Source organism: Photorhabdus hindustanensis, from assembly GCF_002968995.1.
GTDB lineage: Bacteria > Pseudomonadota > Gammaproteobacteria > Enterobacterales > Enterobacteriaceae > Photorhabdus > Photorhabdus akhurstii.
In genome coordinates this window covers 16665-33533 of the sequence record NZ_PUWT01000054.1, presented here as the reverse complement: position 1 = coordinate 33533, position 16869 = coordinate 16665, and the positions used below count along the sequence as shown (strand labels likewise).

The 16869-nt window shown below is 43.1% G+C and carries 13 protein-coding genes; 10 read left to right on the top strand and 3 right to left on the bottom strand.

Translation table 11 applies throughout. The features are described from left to right. Window positions 1-82: 82 nt before the first annotated feature. The 3 genes from C6H66_RS18555 to greB all read right to left on the bottom strand — a co-directional run bounded on the left by C6H66_RS18555 (window position 83) and on the right by greB (window position 5551). Window positions 83-2407, bottom strand: coding sequence for a Tex family protein (locus C6H66_RS18555; protein ID WP_105396358.1), 2325 nt, complete (start codon window positions 2405-2407; stop codon window positions 83-85). Between the two features lie 610 nt (window positions 2408-3017). Beyond that, complete coding sequence (locus C6H66_RS18550; RefSeq protein ID WP_105396357.1) at window positions 3018-4067, bottom strand: 3-oxoacyl-[acyl-carrier-protein] synthase III C-terminal domain-containing protein; 1050 nt, start codon at window positions 4065-4067, stop codon at window positions 3018-3020. A gap of 1010 nt (window positions 4068-5077) precedes the next feature. Beyond that, complete coding sequence (gene greB / locus C6H66_RS18545) at window positions 5078-5551, bottom strand: transcription elongation factor GreB (RefSeq protein ID WP_105396356.1); 474 nt, start codon at window positions 5549-5551, stop codon at window positions 5078-5080. 921 nt (window positions 5552-6472) lie between these two features. On the opposite strand from greB, the gene ompR reads away from it, so the two are divergent. The 10 genes from ompR to C6H66_RS18495 all read left to right on the top strand — a co-directional run bounded on the left by ompR (window position 6473) and on the right by C6H66_RS18495 (window position 15839). Beyond that, the gene (ompR, locus tag C6H66_RS18540; RefSeq protein ID WP_046396395.1) at window positions 6473-7192 is read left to right on the top strand and encodes an osmolarity response regulator transcription factor OmpR; all 720 of its coding nucleotides are present in this window, start codon (window positions 6473-6475) and stop codon (window positions 7190-7192) included. After that, window positions 7189-8520, top strand: a complete 1332-nt coding sequence (gene envZ / locus C6H66_RS18535; RefSeq protein ID WP_036813679.1) for a two-component system sensor histidine kinase EnvZ — start codon at window positions 7189-7191, stop codon at window positions 8518-8520. Before ompR ends, envZ begins: the two co-directional genes overlap by 4 nt. Before the next feature lie 215 nt (window positions 8521-8735). After that, a complete protein-coding gene (gene pstS / locus C6H66_RS18530; protein WP_105396355.1) occupies window positions 8736-9776 on the top strand; it encodes a phosphate ABC transporter substrate-binding protein PstS in 1041 nt (346 codons plus the stop codon). Window positions 9777-9908: 132 nt separating this feature from the next. After that, window positions 9909-10865, top strand: a complete 957-nt coding sequence (gene pstC, locus C6H66_RS18525) for a phosphate ABC transporter permease PstC (RefSeq protein ID WP_036813685.1) — start codon at window positions 9909-9911, stop codon at window positions 10863-10865. A 1-nt stretch (window position 10866) separates the two neighbouring features. After that, entirely contained in the window at window positions 10867-11751 is an 885-nt protein-coding gene (gene pstA / locus C6H66_RS18520; protein ID WP_105396354.1) for a phosphate ABC transporter permease PstA, read from the top strand. Window positions 11752-11777: 26 nt separating this feature from the next. Next, window positions 11778-12554: a phosphate ABC transporter ATP-binding protein PstB gene (gene pstB / locus C6H66_RS18515; protein WP_105396353.1), complete on the top strand. Its 777-nt coding sequence runs from the start codon at window positions 11778-11780 to the stop codon at window positions 12552-12554. A 14-nt stretch (window positions 12555-12568) separates the two neighbouring features. Continuing rightward, window positions 12569-13288, top strand: coding sequence for a phosphate signaling complex protein PhoU (gene phoU / locus C6H66_RS18510; RefSeq protein WP_036813694.1), 720 nt, complete (start codon window positions 12569-12571; stop codon window positions 13286-13288). A 152-nt stretch (window positions 13289-13440) separates the two neighbouring features. Further along, the gene (locus C6H66_RS18505) at window positions 13441-14277 is read left to right on the top strand and encodes an ABC transporter substrate-binding protein (RefSeq protein ID WP_105396352.1); all 837 of its coding nucleotides are present in this window, start codon (window positions 13441-13443) and stop codon (window positions 14275-14277) included. 79 nt (window positions 14278-14356) lie between these two features. Beyond that, complete coding sequence (locus C6H66_RS18500; RefSeq protein ID WP_105396351.1) at window positions 14357-15094, top strand: amino acid ABC transporter permease; 738 nt, start codon at window positions 14357-14359, stop codon at window positions 15092-15094. Window position 15095: 1 nt separating this feature from the next. Next, a complete protein-coding gene (locus C6H66_RS18495) occupies window positions 15096-15839 on the top strand; it encodes an amino acid ABC transporter permease (RefSeq protein ID WP_046396390.1) in 744 nt (247 codons plus the stop codon). The last annotated feature ends 1030 nt before the right edge of the window (window positions 15840-16869 follow it).

Genomic DNA, 16869 nt, shown 5'->3' with positions numbered 1-16869 from the left:
TCTTTCTGACAGAAACGGTGAAATATGCACTGCCGAAGCAGTGCATCTGTTTATAGTGATAGAAGTTACAACGATAGGAATCTTAACGTTTTTTTCCGAATGCGGCGGCTAGTGCATCGCTCATAGCACTGTTTCCGGCTGAGGTAGAAGAACGGGAAGTGTTACGGTTCCTGTCATTACGTTCAGGGCGGCGGTCAGTGTGCGTATTATTACTGCGACGTGATTGGGTTTCTCCCGGTTGTTCATCAAGACGCATGGTCAGAGCGATGCGCTTACGGTTCAGATCAACTTCCAGCACTTTTACTTTAACGATATCACCCGCTTTTACCACGGTGTGAGGATCTTCCACAAAGCGATCGGACAGCGAAGAGATATGCACTAAGCCATCTTGATGAACGCCGATATCGACAAATGCGCCAAAATTGGTCACGTTAGTGACGGCACCTTCCAGCACCATTCCCGGACGCAGATCATTCATGGTTTCCACGCCTTCCGCGAAAGTCGCGGTTTTAAACTCTGGACGTGGATCGCGGCCAGGTTTTTCCAGCTCTTTCAAAATATCGGTAACGGTTGGAACGCCAAATTGCTCGGTGGTGAAATTCTGAGGTTGCAGCCCACGCAGTGAAGCAGAGTTACCCATCAATTCCTGGAGTTTCTGCTCAGTGGCCGCCAAAATTTTTTCAACTATTGGATAAGCTTCTGGATGAACGGTCGATGCATCCAGCGGGTTATCACCGTGATTAATCCGCAAGAATCCAGCACATTGCTCAAAAGCCTTTGGCCCAAGGCGACTGACTTTCAGTAATTGTGTACGGTTATTGAAACGGCCATTCTCATCGCGCCAGTTGACGATGTTCTGGGCAATCATACGGGTCAATCCGGCAACTCTGGTTAGCAGTGGAACAGAAGCGGTATTGAGATCCACGCCGACGGCGTTTACACAATCCTCAACGACGGCATCCAGTTTTTTGGCAAGCTGAGTCTGGCTGACATCATGTTGATATTGGCCCACGCCGATGGATTTCGGATCGATTTTCACTAATTCAGCGAGAGGATCTTGCAAGCGGCGGGCGATAGAGACTGCCCCGCGTAGTGAAACATCCAGGTCGGGAAATTCCTGTGCTGCCAGCTCAGAAGCAGAGTAAACTGATGCTCCTGCCTCACTGACAATCACTTTTTGGGCTTTTATCTCTGAGAACTGTTTTTGCACATCCGCGAAGAAACGTTCTGTTTCACGAGAGGCTGTTCCGTTACCGATGGCGACCAGTTCTACTTGATGTTTGATACACAATGCTGCCACGCTGGCAGCGGCTTTAGCCGCTTGCCCGGTGTGTGGATAGATCGTGTCTGTGGCAATCAGTTTGCCGGTTGCATCGATAACGGCCACTTTGACGCCGGTACGCAGACCTGGATCGAGTCCCATTGTTGCACGCATGCCCGCAGGTGCGGCCATCAATAGATCTTGCAGGTTGCGGGCGAATACTTTGATAGCTTCATCTTCCGCTTTCTCACGCAAGGTACTCATCAATTCAGTTTCAAGATGCAGCAATACCTTGACGCGCCAGGTCCAATTCACCACGGCTTTGCGCCAACTATCTGCCGGCGCATTGTTCAAGCGCAGATTAAGATGCTGAGTAATAATCTGTTCGCCGTAACTCTCTTTCGGTGGTTCATCAAACTGGGGATCGGCATTTAGGGAAAGTTGCAATATGCCTTCATTACGGCCGCGAAACATAGCTAAAGCGCGGTGAGAAGGGATTTGTGCGATAGGTTCATGGTGATCAAAATAGTCACGAAATTTAGCGCCTTCCTCTTCTTTTCCTACAACGACTTTAGCGACCAGATGGGCATTTTTCCATAGATAGTCACGTACTTTTGCCAATAATGCGGCATCTTCGGCAAAACGTTCCATCAGGATATAACGCGCGCCATCCAGCGCCGCTTTGGTATCAGCGACACCTTTATCAGGATCAATAAAAGTAGCCGCAACCTGCTCTGGTTTTTGCTGTGGATCTTGCCACAAGGAATCTGCGAGCGGTTCAAGACCTGCTTCAATAGCGATTTGTCCACGGGTACGGCGTTTCGGTTTATATGGCAGATAAAGATCTTCCAGCTCTGTTTTGCTGAGAGTGCCATTAATGGCTGCGGCCAGTTCTGGGGTCAGTTTGCCTTGCTCGTCAATGGATTTAAGAATGGTTTGGCGGCGGTCCGATAATTCGCGTAGATAACTAAGGCGGGTCTCAAGTTGGCGAAGTTGGGTGTCATCCAGACCGCCGGTGACTTCTTTACGATATCGTGCGATAAAAGGGACAGTATTCCCTTCATCAAGCAGGCTAATGGCAGAAAGTACCTGTTGTGGCTGCGCTTGTAGCTCACTTGCAATAATTTGGTTCAGAGATTGATTCATGTTGCGTTTTCTTCTGGTGGATAAGCTTCAAATTTCAAATATTCACAAAACTCCTTTATACGTTTTGAGAGGAATAATTTCCAGTTTACGTCTAATCTTATTTTGACGTATTACGATATCATTCAACGAATTTGTTGCCGGTTCCGCTATAGCAACTGCGATTGAACTCAAATGTGAAAAGTTATCGCTGGAACCATAGGCGTGTTACCGGACTTGCTATGAGCTGTTTCTGAATATACAAATTCAACTGAAAGAACGGCTAAAGTAGGAAAAATCTGAGCTTCATAGTGTTGCCCATGAAGTCAGTAAGCTAATGAATGATAAATCTACTTTTGACTTTCGTTAAAAATAGAGAGATTACCTAAAGAATTTATTTAATGGGATTGTTCTGACCTGCTTAGATATTTATAACCAACTAAATGAATCTTATTTTAAAGTAATTTTATTGTTTTGTTAATTAAGGCTGGAAGACTATTTAATCTTCCGGCCTTATTAATTTATTTAGGCGAACATCGATTCCAACTTAGTTAGCCATATAATGGCTCCAGGAATATATTCCTAATTTTGTGCATAATGCGACCTGCTTTAACTGGCTTGGTAAAAATATGTCCTAAAACTTAAATGACATTGCAGCAAAAACCATTCCACCACTTCCTGCCCATCCCATGCAGAATTGGTCTTTCTCCAGTATGCCTTGATGAACAGCATCGATGATTCCAAAGGGGATAGATGTAGTAATAATGTTGCCTGTTTTATGTCCAACATGATGCATTTTATTATCAACCCCGATCGAATGTCCAAGCTTATGCCACATTTTAGGTGAACCCGTATGGATAAAGATTTTATGGATATCGTTGCTGGAAACATTATGCTGATTAAATACCCCGATTGCATCTTCCCAACCATATTCATTTAGCAAGGCTGCATATGAATTAAATAGATATTGTCCGCCAAGCGGTGAAATGCGTTTGACATCAGAATCATTACAAAATAGTTCCCAGCCCGGTAAGGAGATGGTCGACAGGTCGCTTAAATCTGGCCTGTTGATATAAGAAAACTTGAAATTATCAGGTGATTCATTACTCAGTATGGTGACTGCTGTGGCTTCTCCTATGGTAAAACTTGCAAATTTATAAGCCAGTTCCGATGGAGAAGACAAAGAGAAGTTCTTTGGAAAGAGAGGTCCTCCATCGGACATACCAAATTCCATGTTAACAATAGCGGCATGGCGTATTTCACCTGCCTTCATTTTACTATTGATAATGTCCATCGCTGTTACCCAACCATTACAGGCGTCTGAAACGTCGTAATTCCTGCAATTTAATCCTAGAGCCTTTGCAATAAAAGTACTATTGGCTGGCTCGGTGAAACCACGAGTGACATTGGGGTAGAGTAAGAGATCAATTTCGGCTTTGCTTATATTAGCTTGCGCTAAAGCGCGGTCAAACGCCACTTCCATCAGTTGCATAGGCTTTTCACCCTTATTCAGCCAATGCCGGGTTTTTATACCACTTGTATCGAGTAACTTTCTGATCGTCTGTAAGGTTTTAGGTAAATTTCCCTGAAAAGTTTTTCTTGAGTGTTGATCAATTAAATCGATAACTTCCTGATTTGTAACCAGTCGTGACGGAAGTAATCCTGATATACCTGCTATTTTCATTTACACATTCCTCTGGATAAATATTTTTAATATTCTATTTTTATGGTGTTTTAATAATTACATTGAATTTAATTTCTACTTGCACAGATTTTTATTTAAAAAATTAGGCACTCTATTTTCAGAAAGCCTAAATAAAAGATTCACATATCAGTGAGTTTTTTATAATGTTAATTTTCCCCATTGAAATAACTTGATGATTTATATTTCTATCATAATTTATATCTGATTCAAGGTATCGATACTATTTTTCATCCTTACATTTTAGATTTTTGTAAACTTTAAAATACATTTATTACTGTGCTGTTTTGTTTATATCAGTGATTATATTTTTATTAATGAAATATAATCAATTTTACCCATTGCAGCATGGCATGTGACACGTCGGCAAGAAAATGTTTTTCATTCTGATCCAACGAGGGAATACACTTTTGTTGTCAGCTATAAGTGCTAATCAACACGTTTGTTGGTATTTCACGGTATTGGAATACCAGCCTGAATTGGCGTATGGTTAGCCAATCATTCACTATCGTTGTTTTCAAGGAGGTTTCGATGTTAGCTTAGTTACCACACACTGCAATACAACTAGGAACCGACGTTAAGCGTAAGAAATCCCCATGTAAAACGGCTGCTTTTGATGTGAAACGTGCAGCGGAACAGGGTGATAAGGATTTCCAGTATTTTCTTAAAAGAGGAAAATTGCCAGTTTCTAGGTGAGTTCAATGGTCTGCGTATATATTTCTGACTTTATTTAAATATCTTCTAATTAGGAGCCGTTTTTACACTGATTTTTATAATCGTAAAATATGTGGCGATATAATTGATTATCTTGGTCGTGATGCTAAGAGTAAAACATAAGGATAAAACAATAGTACTATTTCACGTTCATTTAATTCTGGCCGCCTGCATTAAATTCCGCTTTGCAGAGTGAATGAATCGTTAGCGTGCGATTCATTCAGTTGTGATTCTTCGATATATAACGCTAACGACGTCATGTTGAAAGAGTATACCGGCTATTTCATGTATTCGATCTCGTTCACATACCACAACATTTTTCCTGTTGGTGTATGAACGATTGCACTGTCTCCAACTTCTTTCTTCAATAAAGCCCGGGCCATTGGAGAATCGATTGATATGTAGTCTTTGCGACCAAAAATTTCGTCGTACCCGACAATACGAAAGCGTTTAATCTCGCCTTGATCATTTTCGATCTCGACCCATGCGCCAAAGAATATTCGTCCATCTTGTTGGGGAGAATAATCAACACACCGCAACTCTTCTAAGCTCTTGGTTAGATATCGGACTCTGCGATCAATCTCCCGTAGCCTCTTCTTGTTATATTGATAATCTGCGTTTTCACTCCGGTCACCGAGGCTTGCTGCCCAAGTCACTTTTTTAGTCACTTCTGGGCGCTCTTCACGCCAGAGATAATCCAATTCTTCCTTTAATTTGTTGTAGCCTTCGCGGGTTATCAGTTTAGTCTTCATTTTATGTTGATGTAGATACCGTCGTTAACCTCATAAATGTATAAAACAGCCCATTTTGGTAGATGTCAAATTAAGACTCGGTTTTTAGTCGTTAATCAATAAATCCCGGCTGTTTTGCAAGATTAACGTATTAGTTACATTCAGCTAGTCGTTGGTTGAATAAATTTACCACTGTTGATGGATTGTCGGCTACATGACAGCAAATATGACAGGCTCCCACTGCGATGAGTACGGGTTTAAAACGAGATATAAGCGGTTAACAGACGGTTTCGAGTTAGCATTATCGGTAACAAGATTGCTTTACCTGTCCACTCATTATGATATTTGGCTCTAATATTTATAACGTTCATCATATAATTTATGGTTCTGTGTACTGAATAGTATGTATGCTGTGAATCTTGTTGGTGATGAGACAGGCTATTAAGGTTTAAGTGGAGAAAAAACAAGCGAAATTGTTTACTATAGTCAGGAAAGGTGACGAAAAATCGACTGCTGAGTGGTTTCTTGCCCAAACGTTGGTGAGCTGAACATGATCGATCCAGATCCTCGTTAGTAAGGAAAAGCCGAAAACCGTGGCGGAGGTAAGAAGGTAATATGCAGCAAAAGGCAATTTTCGTTTAGTCAGTCTGATGAATTTAATCCAACTAATAAATGGATTTCTATCGATTTGCCGGTACCAGGGCGCTAATTGATAGGTTGGCGGATGGCGAAATAGCGGTAGAAATTCGATAGTTGACAGTGAATTACTTTGTTCTCGTTGTCAGTAATAAACCACTAAATTAATCATTATAATTAATAACAGTGGAAATAAGTCCTATTAGGAATAGTCTCAAAATACAGATATCTGGTTTCTATCTTTGGGTTAATCTCTTTCAAAATGATAAATTTATCAAAGCATGTAGTGTTTTTTGGAGTTTGATAATGCAAGTAGATAACAAGATCCTTGTGGTGGATGATGACATGCGTTTACGAACGTTATTAGAGCGTTATCTGACAGAACAAGGTTTTCAGGTACGTAGTGCCGCTAATGCGGAGCAGATGGACCGTTTACTGACACGGGAACCTGTTAGCTTAATCGTATTGGATTTAATGTTACCGGGAGAGGATGGGCTTTCTGTTTGTCAAAGGCTGAGAAACCAAAGTAATCCGGTACCGATTATTATGGTGACGGCGAGGGGAGAAGAGGTAGATCGTATTGTTGGGTTGGAAATTGGCGCTGATGATTATATTCCGAAGCCATTTAATCCTCGTGAGTTATTGGCGCGTATCCGGGCGGTATTGCGTCGTCAGGCGAATAAGTTATTGGGCCTGCCGGCTGAGGATGATGCGATTATTAATTTTGGCAAGTTTAGCCTCAATTTGAGTACGCGGGAGATGTTTCAGGGAGATGAACATATTCAATTAACCAGTGGAGAATTTGCCGTATTGAAAGTACTGGTTTCTTATCCTGGCGTGCCACTGTCCCGTAATAAGCTGATGAGTTTAGCTCATGGTCGGGAATATAGCACGATGAAGCGATCTATTGATGTCTTGGTTTCACGTCTGCGCCGTGTGATTGAAGAAGATCCCGCGCATCCTCGCTATATCCAGACTATCTGGGGTCTGGGTTATGTCTTTGTGCCTGACGGAATTCGTGTATGAGATTATTGCGATTCTCCCCTCGCAGCACGTTTACCCATATTTTATTCCTGATTATGGCTATGCTGTTTATCAGTCTGGTAACCAGCTACTTGGTTGTTGTGAATTTCGTTATCATGCCAAGCTTGCAGCAATTCAATAAGGTATTAGCGTATGAAGTTCGTACCTTAATGGCTGAAAAGTTAAAGCTGGAGGATGGCTCTTTTCTGGTGATATCGCCAGTAGTTCGCCGGGAGATTTATCAAGAATTGGGTATTACGCTCTATTCTGAATCTGACGCGGAGATACAAGGTTTACGTTGGGCCAGACGTTATGATTTCTTGAGTGAAAAGATGGGCGAATACCTTGGCGGCAAGGCTGATCTTCGTCTGGAAATAAACACAGATAGCCCTATACTTTGGCTTAATTCCTATCTAGCCCCCGATATTTGGGTCAGGGTTCCTCTGACTGAGATCGAACAAAATCAATTCTCGCCTATTTTTCGCTATACACTGGCAATTCTATTACTGATATTCGGTTGTATCTGGCTTTATATCCGTTTCCAGAACCGGCCTTTACTGGAAATGGAGTATGCAGCCAGGCAAACAGGTAAAGGTATTATGATGCCGTCGGTGCGGGAAGCGGGTTCTCTGGAAGTTCGTGCAGCTATTCGTTCATTTAACCAAATGTCCGCCGGGATAAAGTTATTGGAAAGTGACCGTACAATATTAATTGCTGGCGTAAGCCATGATTTGCGTACTCCGCTGACACGTATTCGACTGGCAACAGAAATGATGAGCAAGGAAGATGCTTATCTGTCTGAATCTATCAATAAAGATATTGAAGAGTGTAACGCGATTATTGAACAATTCATTGATTATCTCCGTACCGGGCAAGAGATGCCAATGGAGTTCTGCGAACTGAACGCTATTCTTAAAGAGGTTATTTCCGCGGAGAATGGTTATGAACAGGATATTGAAAACCATCTGTCTCTTAACCCAATAACCGTTAACGCCAATCCGATTTCTATTAAACGGGCATTGGCTAATATGTTGGTTAATGCCAATCGTTATGGTAACGGCTGGATTAAAGTGAGTAGTGGTCAGACAAATAAATTTGCCTGGTTTCAGGTAGAAGATAATGGAGCCGGCATTAAGCAGGAAGATTTGCCGCGGTTATTTCAGCCATTCGTTCGCGGCGAAAGAGCGCGCAGCAGCAGTGGAACAGGGTTAGGTCTGGCGATTGTTCAGCGAATTATTGATGCTCATGATGGAAAAATTGAAATGGGCGCCAGCCTTAGAGGGGGATTATCTATCCGTGTCTGTATTCCTGTCGTGGAAGATAATTTTTAACGGCTTGATAATCATCTCCTATATTCGATTTTAACGGTGTATGGAGATGACAGTTTTATGTCAGTCTCAGGTTAAGCGCCCATTGTGCTGTCATAAAAATGTCATAATTGAGACATTTTGCTGTAATTAAATTAACCTATTTTCCCTCCTGCACCTTTTTTGAATTTGACGAATAGATTTCTTTGTTGATTCTCAATATCCCATTAGGAGGGATTATGAAACTGATGCGTACCACCGTAGCCGGCATAATGGCAGCGACGTTTTCTTTGGCAACCTTGTCTGTATTTGCTGCCACTAGCTTAACCGGGGCAGGTGCGACATTTCCCGCGCCGGTGTATGCCAAGTGGGCGGATTCTTATCAAAAAGAGACAGGTAATAAAGTCAATTATCAAGGCATTGGTTCTTCCGGCGGCGTAAAACAAATTCTGGCAAACACCGTTGATTTCGGTGCTTCCGATGCCCCTTTATCCGATGCAAAGTTAACTGCTGATGGCCTGTTTCAGTTCCCGACAGTCATCGGTGGGGTGGTACTGGCGGTCAATATCCCAGGGATTAAAGCCGGTGAATTGACACTGGATGGTAAAACGGTGGCTGATATTTATTTAGGTAGAGTGAGAAAGTGGAATGATCCAGCAATTACGCAATTAAATCCGGGAGTCAAACTACCGGAGCAAGATATTGCTGTGATACGTCGTGCTGACGGTTCCGGTACCTCCTTTGTATTTACTAGCTACCTCTCTAAAGTGAATAAAGAGTGGCAAGAAAAAGTTGGCGCCAGTTCCACCGTAAGCTGGCCTATTGGTTTAGGCGGTAAAGGTAATGATGGGGTCGCCGCGTTTGTTCAGCGTCTGACGGGTTCCATTGGTTATGTTGAATATGCTTACGCGAAACAGAATCATTTGGCTTATACCAAACTGGTATCTGCTAACGGTAATGTGGTTAGCCCGACAGAAGAGAGTTTCAGTGCCGCGGCGAAGAAAGCGGAATGGCATAAAACCTTTGCTCAGGATTTGACAAACCAACAAGGTGAAAATGCGTGGCCGATAACTTCCACCACATTTGTTCTGGTTCATAAACAGCAAAAAGATGCAGTGAAAGGGACTGAAGTATTGAAATTCTTTGATTGGGCTTATGAGAAAGGCAGTAAACAGGCAAACGATCTGGATTATGCCATCCTGCCCAAAGAGGTGATTGAGCAAGTTCGTGCCGCTTGGAAAACCCAGATAAAAGATAGCAATGGCAAGGCCCTGTATTAAGTCGTGTTGATAGTGATTGTTTTAAATATCGATTGTTTTAAAGATCGATCGCTTTAAATATCGATTAAATTTGTTGTTTTAATTTCTCCCTCCATTTAAGGGGGGAGTTAACTCCGAATGAGAATAAGCTCTATGGCCGAACAAAAAACGGCAATGAAAGCACCCAGTAAAAATGGCGATATTATTTTCGGCGCACTGGTTAGGCTGGCTGCGCTGATAACTTTATTTTTGTTAGGAGGCATCATTATCTCGCTGATTATTGCCTCCTGGCCTAGTATTCAGCAGTTCGGCATCTCTTTCCTCTGGCAGGAAGCGTGGGATGCCCCGGCAGAGCAATTTGGCGCCTTAATACCGATATACGGTACGTTGGTGACTTCGCTGATTGCGTTGATTATCGCCGTGCCTGTCAGTTTTGGGATTGCTCTGTTCCTAACGGAACTGGCGCCTAACTGGCTTAAACGTCCGCTCGGTATTGCCATTGAGTTACTGGCCGCCATCCCAAGTATTGTGTATGGCATGTGGGGGTTGTTTGTTTTTGCGCCGCTATTTGCCGCTTATTTCCAGCAGCCTGTCGGCAATCTCCTCGGCAGTATGCCGATTGTGGGCGAATTATTCTCCGGCCCTGCCTTTGGTATCGGTATTCTGGCCGCGGGCGTCATTCTCGCTATCATGATTATTCCTTATATCGCCTCGGTTATGCGTGATGTTTTCGAACAAACGCCGGTGATGATGAAAGAATCCGCTTATGGTATCGGCTGTACGACTTGGGAAGTTATCTGGCACATCGTGTTGCCTTACACCCGAAATGGGGTAATTGGTGGTGTCATGTTGGGCCTTGGTCGTGCGTTGGGGGAAACGATGGCGGTGACTTTTATCATCGGCAATACCTACCAGCTCGACAGTTTCTCACTGTTTATGCCCGGTAACAGCATCACTTCTGCACTGGCGAACGAATTCGCGGAAGCAGAGTCTGGTTTGCATACCGCAGCATTGATGGAACTCGGTCTGATTCTATTTGTAATTACCTTCATTGTGCTGGCGCTGTCGAAATTGATGATTATGCGTCTGGCGAAGAATGAGGGGCGCTGATATGACAACCATAGATAGACAAAAGCCTACTGATGTAGATGTACGTAGCCGTAAACAGGCATGGCGTCGTCAAAAAAATCGCTTCGCTCTGCTGTTATCAATGGCGACCATGCTGTTTGGCCTGTTCTGGCTGGTGTGGATTCTGTTTTCGACCGTCACCAAAGGTTTCGACGGCATGTCATTGGCGTTGTTCACCGAAATGACGCCACCACCGAATACGGAAGGCGGCGGCTTGGCAAATGCCATTGTCGGCAGTGGATTATTGATCCTGTGGGCGACGGTTATCGGTACGCCTCTGGGGATCATGGCGGGTATCTATTTGGCGGAATATGGTCGCCGCTCATGGCTGGCGGAGGTTATCCGCTTTATAAACGATATTTTGCTGTCAGCCCCTTCTATTGTTGTCGGTTTATTTGTTTACACTGTCGTTGTAACGAAAATGCAGCACTTTTCCGGTTGGGCAGGGGTGATTGCTTTGGCGTTGTTACAGGTGCCGATTGTGATCAGAACTACGGAAAACATGTTAAAACTGGTGCCTGATAGCCTGCGCGAAGCCGCTTATGCCTTAGGCACACCGAAGTGGAAGATGATTTCGGCCATTACGCTGAAAGCGTCGGTATCCGGCATTATCACCGGTGTACTGCTGGCCATTGCCCGAATTGCCGGAGAGACGGCGCCATTGCTGTTTACCTCTCTTTCCAATCAATTCTGGAGTACCGATCTAGGCCAGCCAATTGCTAACTTACCGGTCACCATCTTTAAATTTGCCATGAGTCCATTCTCAGAATGGCAGCAACTGGCGTGGGCCGGCGTATTATTGATAACCCTGTGTGTATTGCTGATTAACATTGTGGCGCGTGTGTTGTTTGCCAAGAAAAAGCACTGACTGATATTTTCAACAGAGAGAAGTAAATGAGCATAGTTAATGATATCGCTAGCAGCAAAATTCAGGTCCACAATCTGAACTTTTACTATGGCAAATTTCACGCGCTGAAAAACATAACGTTGAATATTGCAAAGAATAAAGTGACTGCTTTTATCGGCCCGTCGGGTTGCGGTAAGTCTACGTTGTTACGGACGTTCAACAAAATGTATGAACTGTATGGTGAACAGCGGGCGGAAGGTGAAATTTTGCTGGATGGCAATAATATCCTGACTGATAAACAAGATGTGGCGCTGCTACGAGCCAAAGTTGGCATGGTATTCCAGAAACCAACGCCATTTCCGATGTCTATTTACGACAATATCGCGTTTGGAGTCCGTCTGTTTGAGAAACTCTCCAGAGCGGAAATGGATGAACGTGTTCAATGGGCTTTGACGAAAGCGGCATTATGGAATGAAACCCGGGATAAGATATATCAGAGCGGATACAGTCTATCTGGCGGGCAACAGCAACGTTTGTGCATTGCGCGTGGCATTGCGATCCGTCCAGAAGTTTTACTGTTGGATGAACCTTGCTCAGCCCTCGACCCGATTTCTACCGGTCGTATTGAAGAGTTGATCAGCGAATTGAAATCTGAATATACCGTGGTGATTGTGACGCATAATATGCAACAGGCCGCGCGTTGTTCAGACCACACTGCGTTTATGTACCTTGGTGAATTAATTGAATTTAGTGATACAGACACATTGTTTACCACACCAAAAATGAAACAAACGGAAGACTATATTACCGGTCGTTATGGTTGATTACGGGGCGTAACATGGACAATCTGAATCTCAATAAACATATTTCTGGTCAGTTTAACGCTGAACTGGCACATATCCGTACCGAACTGATGGCAATGGGTGGGCTGGTGGAGGAGCAACTCACCAAAGCGATTACCGCGATGCATAATCAGGATGCCGCATTGGCGCGTGAAGTGATTGAGGATGACCATAAGGTCAATATGATGGAAGTGGCGATTGATGAAGCGTGTGTTCGCATCATTGCTAAACGTCAGCCGACGGCCAGTGATCTGCGGCTAATTATGTCAATTTCGAAAACCATTGCTGAGTTGGAAAGAATCGGTGATGTGGCAAATAAAATTTGCCAGACGGCACTTGAGAAATTCTCACATCAGCATCAACCCCTGTTGGTTAGCCTGGAGTCTCTTGGCTGCCATACCATCCAGATGCTGCATGATGTTTTAGACGCTTTTGCCCGCATGGATGTGGAAGAAGCGATTCGTATCTATCATGAAGATAAAAAGGTGGATAAAGAGTATGAAGGTGTTGTCCGCCAGCTTATGACTTACATGATGGAAGATCCCCGAACCATCCCAAGTGTACTAACCGTCCTGCTTTGCGCCCGTTCTATCGAACGGATTGGCGATCGTTGTCAAAACATCTGTGAATTCATTTTCTACTATGTTAAAGGGCAGGATTTCCGGCATGTAGGTGGTGATGAACTGGAAAAGCTGTTGACGAAAGATAACGAGTAACTTGCTGACAATGCTGGTATTATTGCCAGCATTTTTTTGTCTAATAATTCTTAATAGTTATAAATATAGTTATTTATATTATTTCATGCACTATAGTGAAATTGATAGCTTGTGATGATTAATAAAGAATTAATTACCGTCAGGGGTGTTTAATGAAATCTCGTATTCTTATTACGACGTTATTGGCTGGGTTAGCACTGGTTGCTGGTGCTGCAAAGGCGGATAAACTGGATGATATTAAAAAAGCCGGCACCGTGCGGATCGCTGTTTTCGACAGTAATCCACCGTTTGGTTTTATTGATCCGCAGACCAAAAAACTGGCGGGTTATGATGTAGATATCGCAAACGCGATTGCCAATGACCTGGGTGTTAAATTGGAACTGCGTCCGACTAACCCGGCAAACCGTTTACCTCTGTTGGCATCAAAGAAAGTTGACTTGATTGCCGCCAACTTTACTGTCACTAATGAGCGTGCAAAACAGGTTGATTTCTCAATCCCTTACTTCGCCACCGGGCAAAAATTTATTGCCCGTAAAGGTGTTTTAAAATCTCCCGAAGATATTAAAAACTTACGTATCGGCGCTGATAAAGGAACGGTACAGGAAATTACACTGCGCGAGCATTATCCGACAGCCAAAGTGATCTCTTATGACGACACGCCTCTGGCCTTTGCTGCGCTACGTAACGGCAATGTACAAGCCATCACGCAAGATGATGCTAAGTTAGTCGGTCTGCTGGCTAATGTACCGGAAGCCCAGAAAGCTGAGTTTGAGATCTCTCCTTTTAGCATCACCCGTGAATATCAGGCAGTGGCTGCGGCGAAAGGACAGAAGCGCTTGGTTGAGGCGGTAAACCAAACTTTGCTGAAACTGGAAAAAGAGGGTGAAGCCGCGGAAATTTATAACCGTTGGTTTGGTCCGGAAACCAAATCCGCCCAACCGCGAGGTGACTTTAAGTTTGCGCCGTTGGAGCAGCAAACAGAGTCCTAATAAGTGATAAACCCTTGGTAACTAGCCTCGCCTGTTGTTGCGGGGCTTTGTCATTGGTAATACCTGGTAATCGTAAGATATGTTTGAGTTATTTGTTACAGAACAGTTGCTTGCTCCCCAATATTTGGGGTGGCTTTGGCAAGGTTTCCTGATTACGCTGTGGATATCCGCTTGTACCGTTGTAGCTTCCACCTTGCTAGGGTTTGCACTGGCTGCTGCCCGTGATAGCCAACTGAAAATTCTCCGTTGGTCGGTAACTGCTTACACCACGCTATTTCGCAATACGCCTTTGCTGGTGCAACTGTTTTTCTGGTATTTCGCCTCAGGGCAAATACTGCCGCAAGAGGTGATGCTTTGGCTGAACACGCCTCATGAAATCAATCTGTTAGGTCTGCCATTGTCCTGGCCTTCATTCGAATTCCTGGCTGGATTTATTGGTTTAACCCTCTATTCAGCACCATTCGTGGCGGAAGAGCTACGTGCTGGTATTCAGGGGGTAGGGCGTGGGCAAAAATATGCAGCTCATGCACTGGGACTTACCGGCTGGCAGGCAATGCGTTATGTCGTATTGCCCCAAGCGTTGAAGATCGCAATGCCGCCATTGCTGGGACAATATATGAACATTGTGAAAAATTCGTCACTGACAATGGCAATTGGCGTGGCTGAATTGTCATATGCTTCCCGTCAAGTAGAAACCGAAACATTGAAAACGTTTGAAGCATTCGGTGTGGCGACGGTGCTATATATCGCCACCATTGCCGTCATGGAAGGTTGGGGGCAATGGCGTCAACAACAAGCTATAGCGAGAGGACATTAAAATGGATTTTTCAGTCATTGTAGAAAACTGGCGCTATCTACTGCTAGGTACGTTTCCTGATGGTCCTCTTGAAGGGGCGGCGTTGACATTGGTTATTAGCCTGATAGCCGGTGCAATTTCAATTGTATTGGGTACGGTTGCAGGTATTGCTTTGGCAATGCTGAAAGGCTTCTGGGTTAACCTGTTAGCCGCAGTATTGGGCTTTTTCCGGGCAATTCCCGTCATTATGTTGATTTTCTGGACTTACTTTCTGTTGCCGGTGATGCTTGGTATGGAAATTCCAGAAATTACCACGGTGGTTTGCGCTCTGGCGTTGATCACATCGGCTTACTTGGCTCATGGGGTGAAAGCGGGGATTATTGCGATTGGCGCCGGTCAGTGGCAAGCAGGGCTATCATTAGGTTTCAACCGCTGGCAGGTGCTTTGGTACATTGTGTTGCCACAAGCGTTGCGTATGATGGTGCCTTCCTTTATTAATCAGTGGATTGCGCTGATAAAAGATACCTCTTTGGCTTATATCGTTGGCGTGGCGGAACTGTCATTTCTGGCGACTCAGGTTAATAACCGCAGCATGGTTTACCCGACAGAAGTCTTTTTATTTGTCGCGTTAATTTATTTCGTGATGTGTTTGGCACTGGAATTGACAGCAAACTATCTTGTTCGTCGCTTCACTCTACAACGTAGGAAAATATCTCTTTTCCGTTTCTGGCGGAAAGAAAAATTAGTGTTGGCTCCCCAATGTTAGTTTTTCTCTTTACTTAATTATCTAAGATATAATCTCCCTATTTTAATGATGGGGAGATTGTTAATGTTAATTTATTCGCCGGTTAAAAACATTATTAAAGTCGGCTCATTTTTTTAAATATATTGTTTGATTATCTGATTCACATTTTCATCCGTCTTTTTACGGATAAAAAAGAATTAATAAAGTCAGTTTTTTCTCATTTTTCACTAATGGTTTTATAGTAGTCAGGTTTTGAACTGTTATGAAAAGCCATTATTTTAACCTTTGGTTTTAATCGGCATCAGGTTTTAACCGGATTTTTACCACTGTTAACATCTGATCTTTATTAATTTTAATCATCATGGGATATTGTGTTTTACATTTAAATAGCCTCGCTTTTTATCTTTATAAATCAACTGGTAAATAGCTTGATGATATAAAGAAACCCCTTTGTTATCTTTCGGATAATTCCCTTTTTTCAGGGCTTAAATCATGCAAGATTAACCGTTTTTCCCGTTTTTTATTATGTTGTTTTTATGGCTGGCTTTGTAAAATAACGCAGAGAGCGTTTAAACATCAATTTGTGTGGATGATATTATTTTTGTTGTGATTTCTTTTCAATTCTTTGTTAACGGTTAATGGAGTTCGATTAAATGCAATTAACTGTTATTTTAAAAAATCACACTTATAGTTAAATCTAAATCTTAAATAAAAAATTTAATATTTCTGTATTTGTGCTTTTAAATGGTGGTGGTAGGCTAGGTAAATGTGACATTAACTGAGGTAATAACCTCCGATACATGCATTAAACATAGCCGTGAATAGGAGGGGTAATCACTCTTCACCTTTTAAAAATCTGACATTAATGAGGGGTATGTTTTTTGGCTAATCACCGAAAAAAAGCAGCTTGCGATCGCTAAAAAAGGGAAAACCAGTAAAAAGAGAAAGTGAATCTTTGTTGTTTAAAAAACTCTACCATATTACCAACAGCACCCTTATTCGGCTGATAAGGTTGTTTATTCTTCCTAATAATCAACCGACTGGCTGATAT

Coding starts and splice junctions, on each gene's coding strand:
- ompR (WP_046396395.1), top strand. CDS start 6,473: ATGCAAGTAGATAACAAGATCCTTGTGGTGGATGATGACATGCGTTTA.
- pstA (WP_105396354.1), top strand. CDS start 10,867: ATGACAACCATAGATAGACAAAAGCCTACTGATGTAGATGTACGTAGC.
- phoU (WP_036813694.1), top strand. CDS start 12,569: ATGGACAATCTGAATCTCAATAAACATATTTCTGGTCAGTTTAACGCT.
- envZ (WP_036813679.1), top strand. CDS start 7,189: ATGAGATTATTGCGATTCTCCCCTCGCAGCACGTTTACCCATATTTTA.
- C6H66_RS18495 (WP_046396390.1), top strand. CDS start 15,096: ATGGATTTTTCAGTCATTGTAGAAAACTGGCGCTATCTACTGCTAGGT.
- C6H66_RS18505 (WP_105396352.1), top strand. CDS start 13,441: ATGAAATCTCGTATTCTTATTACGACGTTATTGGCTGGGTTAGCACTG.
- greB (WP_105396356.1), bottom strand. CDS start 5,551: ATGAAGACTAAACTGATAACCCGCGAAGGCTACAACAAATTAAAGGAA.
- pstB (WP_105396353.1), top strand. CDS start 11,778: ATGAGCATAGTTAATGATATCGCTAGCAGCAAAATTCAGGTCCACAAT.
- C6H66_RS18500 (WP_105396351.1), top strand. CDS start 14,357: ATGTTTGAGTTATTTGTTACAGAACAGTTGCTTGCTCCCCAATATTTG.
- pstS (WP_105396355.1), top strand. CDS start 8,736: ATGAAACTGATGCGTACCACCGTAGCCGGCATAATGGCAGCGACGTTT.
- pstC (WP_036813685.1), top strand. CDS start 9,909: ATGGCCGAACAAAAAACGGCAATGAAAGCACCCAGTAAAAATGGCGAT.
- C6H66_RS18550 (WP_105396357.1), bottom strand. CDS start 4,067: ATGAAAATAGCAGGTATATCAGGATTACTTCCGTCACGACTGGTTACA.
- C6H66_RS18555 (WP_105396358.1), bottom strand. CDS start 2,407: ATGAATCAATCTCTGAACCAAATTATTGCAAGTGAGCTACAAGCGCAG.